The sequence below is a fragment of the Enterobacter sp. RHBSTW-01064 genome (genome assembly GCF_014103035.1).
GTDB classification, from domain to species: Bacteria; Pseudomonadota; Gammaproteobacteria; order Enterobacterales; family Enterobacteriaceae; genus Enterobacter; species Enterobacter mori.
Genome location: NZ_JABXOU010000001.1, coordinates 783,163 through 801,840, shown reverse-complemented (window position 1 = coordinate 801,840; position 18,678 = coordinate 783,163). Strand labels below are relative to the sequence as shown.

The following is an 18,678-nucleotide window of genomic DNA, read 5'->3' as shown; positions in this document are numbered from 1 at the left end:
TCAAAACATGGTGTGTTTGAAAAAAAATGTAACAAAACTGAACGGTTTTGTGTAGTCACAACAAAGAATGCACATAACGGTCGTGAATGATATCTGTATTTTATATTTAATGTATTTATCAATTTATTAATTAATTCTGAAAACGCACCGCGACTTCAAAATTGGACCGTTAAGCGCATGCTTTCCCACTGTGGAACATTTAATATCGGCCCGGCACGACATGTTATGACGTTTGATTCCCGGCCCCATAGAGCAGGTCGGCTTAGACGATTCAGTATCTGGTTACTGCGTAGAAAAAACTCTTTATTAACACATTATGATTCATTTAATCCAATGAATTATATGATTATTTTTATTAAATAAAATTGTTGTTCGTACGATAAGTACAACGATAAAAGATATGTTTATATAAATGAAAAACACAACGGCATTTTCCTTTTTATTTCTTGCAATAAGCCAGTTAACAGGCTGTGTATTTTCACCAGGCCAGGATTTAGCCATGACCGGGAAAAATGTTATTGCAACAGAAGATAAATATTATCAGCTTGATAAACACGTGGAAATTTATCCACTGACCCCAGTGTTGATAGAACAATTGCGTCCGCCCGTATCGAAATCTCAGGCAAATCCTAATCTGGATGAGCAGGTGAAAAACTGGGAATACCGAATCGGCACCGGTGACATCCTGACGGTCACCGTCTGGGATCATCCTGAGTTGACGACGCCAGCAGGGCAGTACCGTAGCGCGAGTGATGCGGGAAACTGGGTCAACGCGGACGGTACGCTCTTTTATCCCTACGTTGGGAAACTGCATGTGGCAGGAAAAACGGTTTCGCAGGTCCGTGAAGAGATTACCGCGCGGCTGGATAAATTCATTGAGAGCCCCCAGGTGGATGTCAGCATTGCCTCTTTCCGTTCGCAAAAAGCCTACGTGACGGGAGAAGTTGCGAAATCTGGCCAACAACCCATCACCAACATCCCCTTGACCGTGATGGACGCGGTCAATGCCGCTGGCGGTCTTTCAGCGGATGCCGACTGGCGCAATGTCGTTCTCACCCATAATGGCCAGGATTCCCGCCTTTCGCTGTATGCCCTGATGCAACTCGGCGATTTAACACAAAACAAACTGCTCTATCCTGGCGATATCCTGTTTGTACCGCGTAATGATGCCCTGAAAGTCTTTGTCATGGGCGAAGTGGTTAAGCAGAGCACGTTGAAGATGGATCGCAGTGGGATGACGCTGGCGGAAGCGCTGGGCAATGCGGGTGGCCTGAACCAGAACATGGCTGATGCAACCGGCATTTTTGTCATTCGCTCAGTGCATCAAAAAAGCCAGACGGACATCATTGCGAAAATCTATCAGCTCAATGCGAAAGATGCGTCGGCGATGGTATTGGGCACTGAATTCCAGCTCGAGCCATATGACATTGTCTACGTGACAACGGCACCGTTGTCACGCTGGAATCGCGTTATTACACAGCTTGTGCCGACCATCAGTGGCGTACATGACCTGACCGAAACGGTTCGTTACATCCGCTCCTGGCCGCAATAATGTTCAACTCAATCTTAGTGGTTTGCACGGGCAATATTTGCCGCTCCCCGATGGGGGAGCGGCTGTTGCGTCAGCAATTACCCGGGAAACAGGTGACCTCAGCAGGTATTTTCGGTCTTGAGGGACATCCGGCAGATGCGGTTGCTCAGGATGTCGCCTGGCATCATGGTGTCTCGCTAGACGATCACGTGGGGCGCAAGCTGACGCGCAGCTTGCTGCAAAAATCCGATCTGATTCTGGTGATGGAGCCTGAACATCTTCGTTTTATTGCTGCTATGGCCCCGGAGAACCGTGGGAAATCACTGCTATTTGGACAATGGCTGGAGACAAAGGATATTCCCGATCCCTACCGCAAAAGCCGTGATGCTTTCGAATATGTTTTCGGGCAGTTGGGAAAAGCCAGTCAGGAATGGGCTCGTCGTTTGAGTCAAAAGGAATAAAGCAGCAATGCCATCTAATACTTCAGAGACATATGGTGCAGCGGCACCGCAAAATAATGAAATTGATCTTCTGCAACTGCTTGCTGAGATATTCGATCATCGGGTGATGATAGTCCTGGTAACACTCCTGTTTACGGTGTGCGCGGGACTCTATGCGTTTTCTGTCCCCCCTGTCTATCAGGCTGACGCGCTTGTGCAGATAGAAGCGAAGCAGGATAACTCATTGCTGAAAAGCTTAAGCCAGTTCGGCTCCGATCTTTCGCCAGACGTTGCACCGGAAATCTTGCTGATAAAATCACGAATGATCCTCGGGAAGACCGTGGATGAACTGGGGCTGACGTACCGGGTTAAGCGACGCGTTACCCCGATCGTGGGGCATCTGTGGGCACGTTTTCGCCCCTGCAAGCCAGGTCACCTGACCATCGGTGAACTTACCATCCCTCGACAGGATGGCAAACCGCAAGTGCTTGTGCTGACCGTGCTGGAGCAGGGACGGTATCACCTTGAGGGCGAAAGCTTCGAAGCTGTGGGTAAAGTCGGAAAAACGCTGCTCAAAGACGGTGTCTCTCTTATGGTGACATCTCTCAGCGCAGTACCAGGCACGCAGTTTGCGCTCACAACCTTGACAAAGCTTGAAGCCATCAACGCGCTGCAGAAACGGCTCACCGTTGCGGAATCCGCGAAGCAGAGCGGAATGATCGCGTTAACGCTAACGGGCGAAGACCCTGACAAGATTGCCGTGGTACTGAATACGATTGCGGAAAATTTCCTCAATCAAAATATTGAGCGTCAGGAAGCCCAGGATGCCCGTAGCCTGACCTTTTTACAGCATCAGTTACCCAAAATCAGTCACGAGCTGGATCAGGCCGAAGCGCGACTGAATGTATACCGTGAGCAGCGTGATTCCGTCGATTTATCCCTGGAGGCGAAGTCCGTTCTCGATCAGGTTGTTAATGTGGAGAATCAGCTCAACGAGCTGACGTTCCGTGAAGCGGAGATCTCTCAGCTTTTTAAAAAGGATCACCCAACCTATCGCGCATTACGCGAAAAGCGCCAAACCCTTGAGAAGCAGCGTGTCCGCCTGAACGATCGCGTATCAACCATGCCCTCCACGCAGCAGGAGATTTTGCGATTGAGCCGGGATGTTGAATCCGGGCGCGCCATTTACCTGCAGTTATTAACGCGTCAGCAAGAGCTCAATATCTCTCGCTCCAGCGCGATCGGAAACGTGCGGATCATTGACTCTGCCGTTACGCAACCTGAACCCATAAAACCACGAAAAGCACTTATTATCGTGCTTGGCATACTGTTGGGGCTGATATTCTCCAGCGGCTGGGTATTGGTTCTCGCTGCCTTTAAACGGGGGATAACCTCGTCTGAGCAACTGGAAGTGCAGGGGATGCCGGTCCTGGCGACGCTGCCCCGCTCGGTATGGCTCTGGAAAAAAACGCATCTGCGCAAAATGAGTTTCCTGGGTTCCCGCTGGAGACACAAAACGTCGAATGTGCCCTTCCTGCCCATCGAAAGGCCAGCAGATATTTTTATCGAAGCGATGCGCGGGCTGCGTACCAGTCTGCACTTCACCATGATGGACGCCACGAATCAGATTGTCGTCATTACTGGCCCCACGCAGGATTGCGGCAAAACGCTGGTCAGTACCGCACTGGCGGCGCTGGCGTCTCAGGCCGGGCAGCGGGTGCTTTTTATTGACGCGGATATGCGTCAGGGGTACGTGCATAACATCTGTAAACTGAACAACCATTGCGGATTGTCCTCCGTCCTTGAGGGAGATATTAAATGGCAGGATGCGCTCCAGCGCTTTGAGCAGGGTGGATTTGATGTTTTAACCTGCGGTCCACAGCCTTCACTTCCTGTAGAGTTGCTTATGGGGGAACGCTTCCAGAACGCCATGTCGCAGATGAACGAACGTTATGACATCGTGATTGTTGACACCCCGCCGGTGCTTGCCGTTACGGATGCCTTACTGATTGCCAAAGCGGCGGCGACCACCTTACTGGTTGCACGCTTTGGTAAAACCAGCGTCAAAGAGATTGAGCACTGTCTGAAGCGTCTGCAGCAAATGGGCGTGCAGGTGAATGGCGCTATTCTGAATGATATCGTGAAGTCCGCCTCGCTCTATTACAACTCGGGGTACAGCCATTACGACTACGGCTATACCCCGAAGGAAAAGCGGCGTGAGGGTTAGTGCTTCACCAGCGTAGCGAAGTAGTAGACCAGGGGAATGGCAAGGATCCACAGACCAACGGGGATTTCGCGCCATTTCCCGGCAATCGCTTTGATCACGATGTAAAACAGCAAACCGCCAGCAATTCCCGTTCCGAAGCTGTTGGCAATCAGCGTCATCATGACCATCATCAGCACCGGCAGGCCGTCGGTGAAGTTCGCCAGATCAACCTTACGTAAGCCGCTAAACATATTCAGTCCAATGAGGATCAGCGCCGGTGCGGTGGCTTCTTTTGGGATCATCAGTGCAACAGGCGTAAACAGCAACATCAGCAGGAACATCACTGCCGCAGCCAGTGCCGTCATGCCCGTTTTACCGCCCGCTTCAGCAGCAGCCGAAGATTCGATCAGCGCCGTCGCGGCTGGAATACCGACCCACGGACCTACCGCAGCGGCAATGGAGTCCACCATAAACGGACGGTTGATATGCGGCATGTTGCCTTCGTCATCCAGTAATCCCGCCTCACCACCAACAGCCAGCGTGGTGCCCATGGTGGAGAAAAATTCCGACGCAAAGAAGACAAACAGGAATGGCAGGAAGGCAATGTTCAGCGCCCCGAGCATATCAATGTGGCCGATAACCGGGGCCAGAGAATGCGGCATATCAATAAAATGACCAGGAAGTTTTGTCACGCCCAGCGGAATACCGACCAGGGTGGCGAACAGAATGGCCCACAGTATTGCTCCTGGAATGCGGCGCGCCTGCAACGCGATGGCGAGGAAGAGACCCGCTAACGCGACCAGCGCCGCCGGTGACAGAAAATCCCCCAGCATCAGGGCATTCGTTTTCGCGTTTGCCAACACCAGCCCGGCGTTACGAAAGCCGAGCACGGCAACAAACAGGCCGATGGAGGCCGTCAACCCCAGCTTGATGGACTGCGGGACCGAGCGGGTGACGACTTCACGCAGCCCAAAGCGGGTCAGCAGGAAGAATAAAATCCCTGACCAGCAGGCGATGCCGAGACCAATTTGCCAGCCAATACCTTCGCTGCCCGCAAGCGTGACGCCGACCAGGACCGAACCGCCAATACCGGGCCCGACGATGAAGGGCAGGTTGGCATAGAACGCCATCAGCAGCGTTCCGGCAACGAAGACCAGAATGGTGCCCGTCGTTGCCGCGCCTTTATCCATTCCTCCGACCGCCAGCAGCCCCGGGATCACCACCAGCAGGTAGGCGGCGGCGAGAAAACCAGTGATGCCAGCCAGGCACTCGGTACGTACGGTGCTGCCACGCGCATGCAGTGCAAAACGGCGTTCCAGCCAGCTCCCTGGTGCTGGCGAATTAACGGTGTTGTCGGCCATTATCCGGCTCTCCTTCGGCATTATTGTGTGTTGTCCGGGGTTTCCCGGTAAGAAATTAACGGATCGACAATCTGGCGTGTGGTGCCATCGGTCAGTCCAAGATCGGTCAAATGCGGACCTGCGTTGCAGGCAAGACAGGTGCCCTCTATGGCTTTAAAGACCCGATACGGCGGTTCCCAGTCGGCAATCAAATTGCTACGCTCGCGCAGTTCCCTGAACTGGCGAGCCAGCTCATCAGGCGGCAGTTCCGAAAGCATCCCCGCAATCGGCATGGCGACGTGGGCGATGACGTCGCCATTCTGTACCAGCGCCATCCCGCCGCCGCTCTGGATAAGCATGTTGGCTGCCAGCGCCATGTCGTGCGGATCGCGGCCCAGCACCACCAGATTGTGAGAGTCGTGAGAATAGCTGGTGGCAATTGCCCCACGCAGTTCACCCCAGCCTTCGAGCAGGGCGATTTGTGGTTTCGCCGCATGGCGCGCGTGGCGATGCTGAACCCAGATCAGGCTAAAGCCATCCGGGATCGCCACTACGCCGTGACGTACCTGCGCGTCAACTTCACCCCACTGAGTGAAGCGTGCGCCGCTGATATGGCGCAGGCGCGCCACGCCGTGTTTCGCGTTGTCGATTGTCATGCGGAAATCATCGTCTGCCAGTGCAGACAGCCGCACGGTATCACGCGGGAGGGGCAATATCGTGTCAACGATGGGTTCAATCATTGCCCCGTCGCGCGCAATCAGCTTACCGGCGACATACACCTGACGAGCCGTCAGCTTTTCAAGCGAGTCAAACGCCGCCAGATCCGCGCGACGCCCGGCGGCAATCAGCCCCAGATCGTTACGCTGCAGGCGAATGGCGGCGTTCAGCGTGGCGAAACGCAGCGCGTGCGTCGCCGGTAATCCGTGTTCAATCAGCAGGTTCAGCAGCGCAACGATCCCCCCTTTTTCCAGCAGTATATCGGGCGGGACATCGTCGGTGCAGACCGTAATTTGTGAAGAAAGGTGGGGCAGGGATTTCAGGGCGCTTACGATATCGGGCAGCAGATAAGGATGCGAGCCGCGGATCTCCAGCGTCAGCCCGGCGCGCAGTTTTTCCAGCGCATCGTCTGCGGAGGTCAGCTCATGATCGGAGGTCACGCCTGCGGCCAGATAAGCCTGTAAATCCGCACCGTGAAGCCCGCGCGCGTGGCCTTCAATCAGCTTTCCGCTGTCCAGCCCGGCCTGCATAATTTCCAGCATGCGTTGGCTGCCGTTAAGCACGCCGTGCATATCCATCACTTCCGCCACGCCGCGCACTTCCGGCCATCCGAGCAGGGTATCCATCTCTTTCCCTGCGAAGTCTGCGCCAGACATCTCCAGCCCCGGTGTCGATGGCACGCTTGATGGCGCAGCGACCATCACCTGCAGCGGCAGGTTGCGGCTGGCCTCAATGGCAAAACGTACGCCTGCAATGCCCAGCACGTTCGCCAGCTCATGCGGATCCCAGAATACGGCGGTGGTGCCCTGTGCCAGAACGATCTCGGCATAACGAGCGGGAAGCAGGTGTGAACTCTCCAGATGCACATGCGTATCCATCAGTCCCGGAGAGAGATACTGGTTGTTCAGATCGTGTGTCTCACGCGCATCGCTGCGGCTGCCGCGCGGATGAACGCTGGCGATAAGGCCGTCCACGATGCCGACATCGGCGTCGCGGATCTCGCCGGTCGCCATATCAACAATGCGGGTGTGTGTAAGCAGCAGGTCGAACGGCATTTCACCGCGTGCAGCCTGGACGGCACGGCGTCGGGTTTCGGCACTCATGTAATTAACGGTTCCAGCATGAAAATAATGGCGTTACTCTATGCACGCGGCAAACGTTTGCCCAGCTGATAAAATTTATCACCCGATAACCCCGGCTTATTCTGCGACGCGTGTAAACGATAATGACGATGGAACCCTGGCAGCGCCTGCCCGCGCTCTCACTGCGACAGCTACAGTATTTTGTCACCCTGGCGCAGCTGCGTCATTTCACCGACACCGCCAGCAAGCTGGCGATCAGTCAGCCTGCGCTCAGCAGCGCATTGCGGCAGATCGAAACGGTGCTCGGCGGCAAGCTGGTGAACCGTACCGCCTCAGCGGTGACGCTGACGGAGCTGGGCAATGCCATCCTCCCGCACGCGCAGCGGGTGCTTAGCGTGGCTCAGCTTGCCTTCGACGATATGCAGCAGATTGTGCAGGCAGGCGGTGACGGCACGGTGCGCATTGGGCTGGTGCCATCCGTCAGCTCGCTCTTGTTCCCGCTGTTGCCCCAAACGCTGGCGCAGGCTTTTCCGCGTCTTAAGGTAGAGTTTCACGATCAAACCAATGATGCGCTGGTGGCGCAGTTGCTGAAAGGGCAGATTGATTTTGGCCTTGGCGCACTGGACAGTTCTGTGCCGGAACAACTGTCCGTCTTCCCGTTGCAGGAGGACCCTTTTGTTGCGGTGATTCATTGTGACGATCCGCTGGCGGCGTCGGCGCATTTACCCTGGAAGCAGCTTGTTGGGCGAGATATCGCCGTGTTTTCAAAAGGTAACATCCAACGCCTGGTTGGCGCGCTCGCTGAAAGCCATCGTTTGTCGTTGCAGACACGTTATCAGGTGGATTATATCGAAACGCTGTACGGCCTGGTGCGTTCCCGACTGGCCGTGGCGATACTGCCGCAACTCTATACCATGCATCTTCAGGATCCGCAGCTTAAGGTGGTTCATCTTCAGCAACCGGCACTTGCCCGAACGGTGGCATTGATGCGTGCGCCACAGCCGTTACCGACGCTTATCGAATCGTGCTTTACGCTAATGGTTGAAACCTTGAGGACACACTGAGGGATAGGGCAGGGGAAAATACCCTCTCCCGAACGGGAGAGGGATAGGCATTACTTAGCCAGAACTTCCTGTGCGGTACGCTCAACCAGAGACAGCAGAACTTTTACGTCCTCCAGCGTCACGGTTGGGTTCAGCAGGGTCAGCTTCAGGCAGGTGATACCGTTATGCTCGGTCACGCCGACGTTAGCACGGCCAGATTCCAGCAGTGCATCACCAATCTTCTGGTTCAGCAGGGCGATGCCTGCATCATCCATCTGCGCCTGAGGACGGAAGCGGAACAGCACGCTCGCCAGCTGTGGCTGCATCACCAGCTCCAGAGCAGACTGCTCTTTCACGTAGCCCGCAACCTGCTGTGCCAGGGTCACACCGTGATCGATGATCGCCGCATATTGCTCCTGACCCAGCGCTTCCAGGCTCATCCACAGCTTCAGCGCGTCGAAACGACGGGTGGTCTGCAGAGATTTGGACACCAGGTTAGGCACGCCCGCTTCTTCGTCGAACTCAGAGTTCAGGTAAGCCGCCTGATAGCGCATCAGCTCATAGTGACGCGCTTCTTTCAGCAGGAACGCGCCGCAGCTGATGGTCTGGAAGAACTGCTTGTGGAAGTCCAGGGTAATGGAATCCACCAGCTCAATGCCGTCCAGGTAGTGACGATACTGCTCGGACATCAGCAGCGCGCCGCCCCAGGCCGCATCAACATGTACCCAGATGTTCTGCTTCGCCGCCAGTTCAGCAATGGCACGCAGCGGGTCGATAGCACCGGCATCGGTGGTACCTGCCGTCGCGACGATCGCCAGAATCTGCTCGCCGTTCGCGTTGCACTGCTCAATTTTCGCCGCCAGATCGGTCAGATCCATGCGGGAGAATTCGTCAGTTTTCACCTGCACCACGGACTGGTAGCCCAGACCCATCAGCGCCATGTTTTTCTGCACGGAGAAGTGGGCGTTCTCGGAGCACAGCACGCGAATTTTGCGCAGATCGCCTACCAGGCCATCCTGCTGAACGGAGTGACCCAGACGGGCGAAGAACGCATCGCGCGCCAGCATCAGGCCCATCAGGTTGCTCTGGGTGCCGCCGCTGGTGAAGACACCTGCGTCGCCAGCCTGATAACCCACGCGGGTACGCAGCCACTCGATCAGTTTGATTTCGATAATGGTTGCGGACGGGCTTTGATCCCAGGAGTCCATACTCTGGTTAGTGGCGTTGATCAGCACTTCCGCCGCCTGGCTTACGACCAGGCTTGGGCAGTGCAGGTGCGCCACACACTGCGGGTGATGAACGGACAAGCTGTCTTTCAGGAAGAACTCCACGGCGCGTTCAATCGCCGCTTCGTTGCCCAGCCCTTTCGGGTTGAAATCCAGCTTAATACGGTCGCGCAGTTCCGCGACCGTTTTGCCCTGGTACATCTCAGGCTGTTTCAGCCACTGCATCACAGCCTGAGTGCTTTGTTCAATCGCCTGCTGGTAAGCTTCAATGCTCTGCGCAGAGGAGAACAAAATTGGGTTTGAATCAGACATCGTAATCAACAACTCCGGTTACGCCGGGCGAACGCCCGCAGCAAGCAGTGCCTGCTCAAATTTATCCAGGAAGATTTTCAGCTCTTCATCGCTGATCAGCAGAGACGGCAGCAGACGCAGAACGATACCGTTACGACCGCCACGCTCCAGAATCAGACCGGCTTCGAAGCACTTCTTCTGAATCAGTGCAGACAGCTCGCCGTCGCCAGGGAAGCAGCCCATGTGGTCAGCCGCTTCGTGTGGCTTAACGATCTCAATACCGATCATCATGCCCAGACCGCGAACGTGACCAATCACCGGGTAGCGCTTCGCCATCTCTTTCAGCTGGCCTTTCAGCCATTCGCCCTGTGCAGCCACTTTGCCTGCGATGTTCTGGTCTTTCAGGATTTTCAGCGTCGTCAGACCGGTTGCCATCGCCAGCTGGTTGCCGCGGAAGGTACCGGTGTGGTGACCTGGCGCCCATGCATCGAACTGCTTTTTGATACCGAGCACGGCCAGCGGCAGACCGCCACCGACCGCTTTAGACATCACGATGATGTCTGGCTCAATGCCCGCGTGTTCGAAGGCGAAGAATTTACCGGTACGGGCAAAGCCAGCCTGAACTTCGTCGAGGATCAGCAGAATGCCGTGTTCCTGAGTCACTTTACGGATGCGCTGCAGCCACTCAGCCGGAGCCGGGTTCACGCCGCCTTCGCCCTGAACGGCTTCCAGGATCACCGCAGCAGGTTTACGCACGCCGCTTTCAACGTCGTTGATCAGGTTATCAAAGTAGTAAGTCAGCGCTTTCACGCCCGCTTCACCACCGATACCCAGCGGGCAACGGTACTCGTGCGGGTAAGGCATGAACTGGACTTCTGGCATCATACCGTCAACCGCTTCTTTCGGAGACAGGTTGCCGGTCACGGACAGTGCGCCGTGGGTCATACCGTGGTAACCACCAGAGAAGCTGATGATACCGCTACGACCGGTCACTTTTTTCGCCAGCTTCAGCGCCGCTTCAACGGCGTCAGCACCGGATGGACCGGTGAACTGCAGGCAGTACTCTTTGCCCTGACCAGGCAGCAGAGAGAGCAGGTATTCAGAAAACGCGTCTTTCAGAGGCGTCGTCAGATCCAGAGTATGTAACGGCAAGCCGCTGGTAATGACATTTTGGATGCTTTTCAGCACATCAGGATGGTTATGGCCAAGCGCAAGGGTCCCCGCGCCTGCTAAACAGTCAAGGTATTCTTTATTATCTGCATCGGTGATCCACACGCCTTCTGCTTTAGTGATGGCTAAAGGCAGTTTGCGCGGATAACTCCTGACGTTAGATTCAAACTCGGCCTGACGGGCCAGATAGGTTTCGTTGCTTTTGTGGGCATCTACGGTGTCAATACGGACTTTATCCGTCATCATATCACTCCTACAACCGCCGCTTCGTTATGAGCCACGATTGAATAAAAAGTTAAAAAACAGATGGGGGCCTGAAAAAAACGCCGCCAATATAGAGCCTTTTGCCACGGGGCTCAATGGTTAATTTGTTTACTGTTTTGTGACAGAGGGCACAGGGGGAGGGTTATCCCCGTTTCCAGAAAGAAAGTTGCACTTTATGCACAATAAAAACAGCCGCTTATGGTGGATTTGTCAGAACTGTAAAAGTAGAGAAAAGAGTGTGACAAATCGTGCTTTTCGCTGATGAAAAAGGAGGCGGATGGCCTCCTTGAGCGCGTTATTTCTGCCTGACCTGCAAAATGCCGTGGTCGCGGCCTTTCGTTTTATTCCAGGAGGCATCGGTAATACCGTTCTCATCAAGGCTAAACGATATAACAAAGCCTTCGCCGTGAATCTCGTAGAAAGTCGCATTGAGACGTTTTACGGTCGCTTTCTTGCCGTTAAGGGTGGCGCTAAAAAAGCCGTTTGAAATCGTGGCGTTAACCGTATCAGACGAGAATGAGGCTTCACGCATCGGATCGTGAACGGTTTTCGTTTGTTCGTGTTGCGCCGCGTTTTCTGCCTTGGTTTTGTTGATATCGCAAGAACCATCGCCATCGGTAATTTGGGTGCATCCGGAACGATCCAGCTGCGCGCGATAGTGAGCATTAATCGCATAGGCCGGAGCCGCGGCCATAGTCGCGCTTATAACAATCATCATTAACTTCTTCATTTTATTGCCTTATAAACTACACAAATTATATGAAACGTACATTATGCCAATCCACACACCGACAGAAATAAGCATCAGGTATAAAGTGGCAGAGATAAAAATATATTTTGACATGCTGATAATCATATATTGAAAATGAAAACCGCTCGTAGGTGGCTTTCTGTCTGATTGTGAGAAATAACTGTGATGGACTATCCAGTAAGGTAACAATTGAAACTTTGATTAAGATCACTTAAAGCACAAAAGGCTAAAGTGGTCGGATGTTAAAAAAATTAATGTAAACATTGGCTTATGGTTTTATGTGGGGGGCATCCGCTTTCATTCAAAGGTCTTTGTTTATCAGGAAAAGAGCTATTTCTGTGCAATGCTGCTGTATATGCTGAAAATGCGGGTTTGACGGCTGTTATTATTTTAAAGAGTAACAAGACTAATAATGTGTCTAACGACGATGATTCTGAAAGCCAGATTTAGCGTTTACAATTTTTTCATCTGGCATTAGTATCCTTATCGCAGATTGATTGCATAAATTAATCACAAGCAGTTGATTTATTTGACTCGGGGTGCCCTTCTTCGTTGAAGGCTGAGAAATACCCGTATTACCTGATCTGGATAATGCCAGCGTAGTCTGGCGGTTATTCATTGAAAATAAAAAGAAATTTCTAGCTTTAACGTCCTGTTTTGATAGTTCATTACTCAATGAGGCTTTCAGAATGGGCCACAGAACCATACGTCACACCATCACACGCAACGGGATTTATTACGTTCGTTTCCGCCTGCCCGGTAATAAATATTTTCGCAAGTCGCTGGAGACTGACAGCCACACCCAGGCGCAGTTGCTCATGTCTTTTGCTTCTCCTGTAATCCCTCTGGTTCAACGTGGAACCATCCAACCGGATCACTTCGGTAAGCGTCTTTCCGAGTATGGCAATAGCCTGAAGCAGCAGAATGAACAATGGCTGGCACAACAATTTCTCAGTGAAGAACGGCGCAATCTTCAGCCGATAGTTGTTCAGGAATACCGCGAGGTTGTTGCGCTTTCAGAAGATGAGGAAGAACAAACAGAAGCACAGTCAAAGGATGTGTTAACACTGGCTGGCGCTTGGAATATGTATAAAAAGGAGAAGGCTCAGAACTGGACGAAGGCAATTTCACAGGCTAATGAGCGCTTTATGGAAGTCATGTTCATTGTCCTCGGTGCATCAACAGACGTAACGACGATAACCAAGCAGGACATCAAGCAGGTGATGGAAGTTGTTGAAAACTTGCCAAAGCGTGTTGTGCAGCCTTATCGGTCAATGACGGTTCAGCAACTGATCGAGTGTGATGATGTTCCGCCAGAAGATTTGGTTGGCGCTGAGTCTATCCACAAGCATTTGAAGATTTACAAATCGTTGTTTAAAACCTTCCTGACTGACAATAAAGATATTCTGGAGAAATCACCGACTGATGGTGTAGTTGCTGCACCATCGAAAGCAAGGTTTGGCGCATATAGTGCAGCAGAAATGAGAAAGTTCGTGGGATGGGCGCTCAAGCAGCCTGACGGTTGGCAGAAGTGGATCACCTTGCTGTTGGCATATACGGGGGCCAGAAGAGGGGAGATCGCCAAGCTGGAAAAATCACAGATCAAATTTGATGAAGATAGCCAGCGGCACTATCTCCTGATAGCGGAAGGAGGGCAGGGTAAAACCGAGAACGCTACAAGGCAGGTGGCGATCCATCCCAAACTAATCGAGTGGGGTTTTCTTGAGTTTGTAAACCGTCAATGGAAAGAGAAGATTTTCTCACCTGTGTCGGGTAAGAACATGCCGAAGATCGGCAAAGTGCTTGCTGACGTTCGCGATCAACTTGGAATCCCTTACCTTGATGATTACGGACAACGCCGCCTGGTGCACAGTTTCAGACACACAATGATCTCAACCTGCTTGGCTGGTTGGGTTGGCAACTTGGCGCATTTGCAACAGGTGGTTGGTCATGAGAAGAGCGGCTCTGGAATCACTAGGCGCTATCTGCATACATTCCCGCTATCCACGGTATGCTATGTGGTTGATGGCTTGGATTGGTAATTGATTTCACTAACTCGGTTGGTATATTTGCGTAACAGATAATAGCAGTATCCATGGAAGGAGTATAAAAATCTCCCCCATCGTAGGGGGCGAAACAAAGACTACTTACTCTGATGCTACTTGAGTTTATTTTTTTATTGTTCGGATTTTAATCATTAAATCTTTACCGCTTGTGGTCAAAGTCCAAAATAAGTCATATTTTCCTGTTGTGGTCCTCAGATTTTCAACGTTGATTAGCCCGTATGCTTGTAATTGTATAGAGATAGTTTTTAAATCTTGAGATATGACCTTAGGTGAGCTTCCGCTTTGATTTTCTTTTTCTTTGGCTGCATCGCCTAAAGTTCGCGACACAATTGATTCATTGAGATGTTGTGTAAGATAGGGCGAGATAAGAGCAAAAATGTCTTTCCAGGACATCCTTGCATCCCATATTGATAACCTTTCACGGCTATTCTGGAAATAAGTAGATTGGCATTTAAACTCGAAAACACTCTCAAAATCAGCGAGGTTCAACTCTTCAGTTTTAGGGCTATGTGCTTTGAGTTGATCAAGATCAAACCTAAGTTGTTCATTTTCTTTTTGTAACTCTATAAGTGCTCTTAAATCGGATTCTTTAGAAGTTTGGTTTGCCCTAATCCAACCGACTGCTGGATACGTTTTCATTGTCTTGCTCATACTAAGGGCTACTAACCCTGGTAGGTCTTTTGCTGTTGCCCATGTTTTCCTGAGACGATTGGTTGAGGCCTTCTCTATGAATGCAACTAGCTTCTCTCTGAGTTCAGAATCTTTTTCAGATTTGGCTAAAGGTAGATTTTCCGGATTCTCATGTACTAAAACAACGACGCGTAAACCTTTTGAAACTGCGTAATCGAATTCCTTTTCGGTGTAACTTAAACCATCTTCCGCAACAGAGCCATAACGACCACCAATGATCAGCAGATAATAATCACAGTCATCAATTACTTTTTTTATGAACTCCCATTGGCCTTCATCGATTGCTGGGAACAACTCCATGCCTGCTGGAATGCAATCCATTTCCATCAGAGTTTGTATGACGTGTTTTCGTTCTTCTTCTAAATCCGTAAAAGTTGAACTTACGAAAACCTGGTAACGTTTATCCATTTTTATCCCTTGAAAGAGGAAGGGGCATGAGCCCCTTCATTCAACATTAACCAGCGTGACGGTAGGATTCACGCACACCATCACGATAACCATCAGCAAACGCTGCTTGAGGACTTTTGTGGCGAACGGTTCCCGCCTGGCTATCAGGTAAGGCGGCTAAGTCTACCCAAACCTGACCTGTGCGAGCCAAGCCAGCGCGGTAACCCTGATCGTAAGCGCAGCCACAACATTTATGGCGACCTTCACCACCTTGATCGTGAGGTAAGCTAATGAAAAGAGTGTTGTAACGGTGTGATTGTTTACAAATAGTCATGCATTGCTCCTTATGAGCGTCATTTTAAGGTTTACATGATCCTCTTTGCCTGGCACAATCAAGCCGTCAAAAATGAAGGCAAGGCTAAGATTCATACGAGTTTGGCGACTCGTATTGGTCATGCTTTGTAAGCCGGGTTCATGCAAATGAATCCGGTTTTTTTGAGCCTAAAATTCAGGCGTGGCACTACATGTGGGGGTGGTCAATCAATAGCGGCCCCACATAGTCGATATTCTAGTGATGATTCTTTTCTGCACAAGGGTTGATTTTGACGTTAAATTGAGGTTGTGAAAGGGTAAAAATGCAAAACCCTACACAGCATAAGGCCTGGAAGAGATGTCAATAATTAAGAAAAAAAATTCAAAATCTGATCGAGTGCTGATTTCTTCAACGGGAGGTCAGAATTGCGCAACATGATGTCGCGCAATCTTTATAAGAATAATGAATGTTGCCAGTGGTTTTGATAGTTACGTGCAACATATAGATAACATATATGTGTGCGTAACGATGGAAGTAAGAATGCACTCGTAACAGTTGGTGATCTGCTAGACCGTCAGCCCAGACCCTCGGTGAAAAGCGCTTTTCTTCGCCAAATATCGCTACGTGATGCTTTCAGCGACTCGCCTCACTGCAACAAGCAGTGCAGTTACACAATGCTGCTTTGGGCTGACGCAAGGGAGATAACTTGATGTTTTGAAGTGCCTCTGTTCACTAATTGTACAGCCATTTAACATATTGTATCTTATAAGTACTTGACTGGAATAGTCAGGTATTGCTTTTCGGAGCGTTGATGCGAAGCGGGGTACACAACAGCGATTTCATCAACAGAAGGAAAGCATTAGAGAGGATTCGAGGTGAGTTCTCTTGTTCAAGGATTTTGGATGAGTTTGTCTGGTCACCACACAATTTCAGGTTTTAGGCCTTTGAGGCTGCCAGTGTGTCAAACGCCATAAAAGCACATTTTTCTGTTTACCAGCAGACACAAAGCCACTACAGCGACGTTACCACAACGGGGTGAAGGACTATCGTCACCTGGCGAAATTCTCCCGCCCTTGCAGGTCACGGATACGTACCTTTTCCCGCACCAGCGCAAGCCGTCCCACCAATAGTCCCGTATGCTCCACCAGAAGCCCGTAGCGGCGTTATCTCCACACAATCGTGAACTGACCCACCCATAGCACAGCGCCCCGCTGAGAAGCTCTGACACGCCCAGAAATGGATGATTTTTCGTTGATTTTGCGAAGAAAATTAATTTTTTCGGTATGGAAGGGCGGATCGGTGATTGTGTTTAGCCACACCACGAGTGACAGATCTGCCGAGGCCACGCCATTACTGGCTTCGTTGCATGCACCACACCATAACGCTCATAGGTACAGACTTGTGATTTGTACGCCAAGCGACCACTTTAGCATGATTAACTACGGATTATAGGCTATTTGAGGTGCGTTTAATCTATTTTGTTCGCAGGATAGCCAATGGTAAAGATCATCCACCAAATTTTCACAGAAAACCAGTATAGGGTTGCCAATCTTCAGCCAGCGCGGAGAATGGTCGGTACTTTCAGATGAAAGCGGGGGAGGGAGATGATCAATTCTCGGAGCGGATCAGGTGTCTGGACCGCCTCAGGTGTTGCCGTTGATTGTGCCATTGGAGCATGACGCGGACGTATCAAACTAGAAGTTGGTCGCGTGGATGACTTAGAAATTTCTCACCCGGTGATACCAGCACGGTTTTTAAGGTCGTCACACAACCTCATAACCACTTTATAAGGTCGTCACACAACCATATAAATGGATTTATAAGGTCGCCAGACAACCACCAATAAGAACATAACTAAACCTCACTAAACCTCACAATAAGATCAGTAAAACCAATAAGATCAGTAAAACCCAGGTCAAGGTCAGGTTGAACATGCGTTCAATTGTTGGTGTTAAAGAGTGAGAACTTTTATCGCTCTGCTCTGCAATGGCTACGCCTCTTCAGAATCTGTGTGGTAAGAAGCTCATCTTCGATGACGTGAACAGACCCGTCATCTCGTGACCTTCTAACCCTCCATAGCCCATCACAACAACCTCCGGTTGCTGTTCTGTGTGTCGGGTTATCCAAAGGGTACGCTATCCGGTCACGAAGTGATGAACCTCTGGTTCACCGTGTAACGGCCTAGCCAGAGAGCTACCGCTCTCACTGTGTGGAAAAGCAAGCGTGAAACACGCGCGGTAGTCCAATGTGAATGGAGCCGATTGGCGACAGGGGCAAACTTGTTTACCCGATCTACTCCGGGGCGGCGTGGGTTGGCTAACTGACTTCCTCAGCGCCTCTCTACGGCGTTTAAATGGTGTTGGTAATACGATGGTACTGCTATAAAGGCAAGTCCCCGCAGAATGCGTTACAGAGCGATTTAGCCCTATTGACAAAGATTTCGGTAGTTGATAATGTTATGATGAGGCATTATAAAATTTGCTAAAATAAAGCTTTCTATTTCAAGTGAAAACTGATATAATGAATAGGTAGGGTAATGATTTTCCTACGAATCCTCGAATAATCCTGCCGTTATCACGACATCCCTTGTCAATCTCACGGCAATACAAAACGGGTACAAAAAGACCTCCGCGAATAATTCTTTCAACAGAAACGGAGAACCCAATGAATAAACCGAAATCCCAACGTCTCGACCTGACCACTATGACAGGCGAGCAGATCGCTGCTCTCATCCTGAACGGCAAATACACCAAATCAGCCTTGTGGGCCTTCATTAGTAGAAATGGTGGCGCGGATGCTGTACATGCTCGATTCCCACAGATCGCCGTCTGTCTTCATATCCTGAAGCAGGAACGGAAAAAGGCGAAACATGCACGGGCAGTGAAGTCGGTGCTGAAGCCTCTGAGCAATCAACGTGCCGCAGGAATGGAATTGACCGAAATTCTTCGCCCAATTCTAGAAGGTCACCGCCAACTTTACCTGAGCAAGCTCAATCTTGATCTGACCCACGAACAAATCATTATGTTGCTTGTGGCAACAACTGGTGCTGAAGAACTGGAATCCTACGGTTTCCCACTGATTGGCGAGTTCCCGACAGCAACCGCAGCTTAACAACACTGAACAAAACCTGAGCCGGTTCGCCTTCTGGGCGACCACTGGCG

The 18,678-nt window shown here is 51.2% G+C and carries 12 protein-coding genes and 1 riboswitch; of the genes, 6 read left to right on the top strand and 6 right to left on the bottom strand.

Translation table 11 applies throughout. The features are described from left to right. The first annotated feature begins 412 nt into the window (after positions 1-412). The 3 genes from HV355_RS03720 to HV355_RS03710 are packed head-to-tail and all read left to right on the top strand — an operon-like array spanning position 413 to position 4,198. Positions 413-1,552: a polysaccharide export protein gene (locus tag HV355_RS03720; RefSeq protein ID WP_108416572.1), complete on the top strand. Its 1,140-nt coding sequence runs from the start codon at positions 413-415 to the stop codon at positions 1,550-1,552. Continuing rightward, complete coding sequence (locus HV355_RS03715) at positions 1,552-1,992, top strand: protein-tyrosine-phosphatase (protein WP_010433643.1); 441 nt, start codon at positions 1,552-1,554, stop codon at positions 1,990-1,992. The genes HV355_RS03720 and HV355_RS03715 overlap by 1 nt, the downstream gene beginning before the upstream one ends. Positions 1,993-1,999: 7 nt before the next feature. After that, positions 2,000-4,198, top strand: coding sequence for a polysaccharide biosynthesis tyrosine autokinase (locus HV355_RS03710; RefSeq protein ID WP_182400948.1), 2,199 nt, complete (start codon positions 2,000-2,002; stop codon positions 4,196-4,198). Here the strand turns inward: HV355_RS03710 and HV355_RS03705 are convergent. Together HV355_RS03705 and HV355_RS03700 are read right to left on the bottom strand one after the other, a co-directional pair. After that, positions 4,195-5,538 (bottom strand): NCS2 family permease, encoded by a 1,344-nt coding sequence (locus tag HV355_RS03705; protein WP_182400946.1) that lies wholly within the window; start codon positions 5,536-5,538, stop codon positions 4,195-4,197. The two genes, HV355_RS03710 and HV355_RS03705, sit on opposite strands and share 4 nt — an antisense overlap. 20 nt (positions 5,539-5,558) lie before the next feature. Beyond that, a complete protein-coding gene (locus tag HV355_RS03700; protein WP_182400944.1) occupies positions 5,559-7,337 on the bottom strand; it encodes an adenine deaminase C-terminal domain-containing protein in 1,779 nt (592 codons plus the stop codon). 122 nt (positions 7,338-7,459) lie between these two features. Between HV355_RS03700 and HV355_RS03695 the strand changes: the two genes are divergently transcribed. Beyond that, positions 7,460-8,380 carry a LysR family transcriptional regulator gene (locus tag HV355_RS03695; protein ID WP_182400942.1) on the top strand — a complete coding sequence of 307 codons (921 nt, stop codon included), beginning with the start codon at positions 7,460-7,462 and terminating at the stop codon, positions 8,378-8,380. Positions 8,381-8,430: 50 nt separating this feature from the next. On the opposite strand, the gene HV355_RS03690 is transcribed toward HV355_RS03695, so the two are convergent. From HV355_RS03690 to HV355_RS03680, 3 genes are all read right to left on the bottom strand, one after another. Continuing rightward, the gene (locus tag HV355_RS03690) at positions 8,431-9,897 is read right to left on the bottom strand and encodes an aspartate aminotransferase family protein (RefSeq protein WP_042718828.1); all 1,467 of its coding nucleotides are present in this window, start codon (positions 9,895-9,897) and stop codon (positions 8,431-8,433) included. 18 nt (positions 9,898-9,915) lie between these two features. Next, positions 9,916-11,292, bottom strand: coding sequence for a diaminobutyrate--2-oxoglutarate transaminase (locus HV355_RS03685; RefSeq protein ID WP_014884533.1), 1,377 nt, complete (start codon positions 11,290-11,292; stop codon positions 9,916-9,918). Between the two features lie 313 nt (positions 11,293-11,605). Next, positions 11,606-12,040: a hypothetical protein gene (locus HV355_RS03680; protein ID WP_182400940.1), complete on the bottom strand. Its 435-nt coding sequence runs from the start codon at positions 12,038-12,040 to the stop codon at positions 11,606-11,608. Positions 12,041-12,586: 546 nt separating this feature from the next. Then, a riboswitch (TPP riboswitch) is annotated at positions 12,587-12,687 on the top strand. 63 nt (positions 12,688-12,750) lie between these two features. Here HV355_RS03680 and HV355_RS03675 point away from each other — a divergent pair. Then, on the top strand, positions 12,751-14,103 hold the full coding sequence (locus HV355_RS03675) for a tyrosine-type recombinase/integrase (RefSeq protein ID WP_058841496.1): 1,353 nt from the start codon (positions 12,751-12,753) through the stop codon (positions 14,101-14,103). Between the two features lie 126 nt (positions 14,104-14,229). Here the strand turns inward: HV355_RS03675 and HV355_RS03670 are convergent, their stop codons facing one another. Further along, positions 14,230-15,225, bottom strand: a complete 996-nt coding sequence (locus HV355_RS03670) for a DUF4062 domain-containing protein (RefSeq protein ID WP_058841495.1) — start codon at positions 15,223-15,225, stop codon at positions 14,230-14,232. Positions 15,226-18,181: 2,956 nt separating this feature from the next. Here HV355_RS03670 and HV355_RS03665 point away from each other — a divergent pair. Further along, complete coding sequence (locus tag HV355_RS03665; protein ID WP_058841494.1) at positions 18,182-18,628, top strand: hypothetical protein; 447 nt, start codon at positions 18,182-18,184, stop codon at positions 18,626-18,628. Positions 18,629-18,678 lie beyond the last annotated feature (50 nt).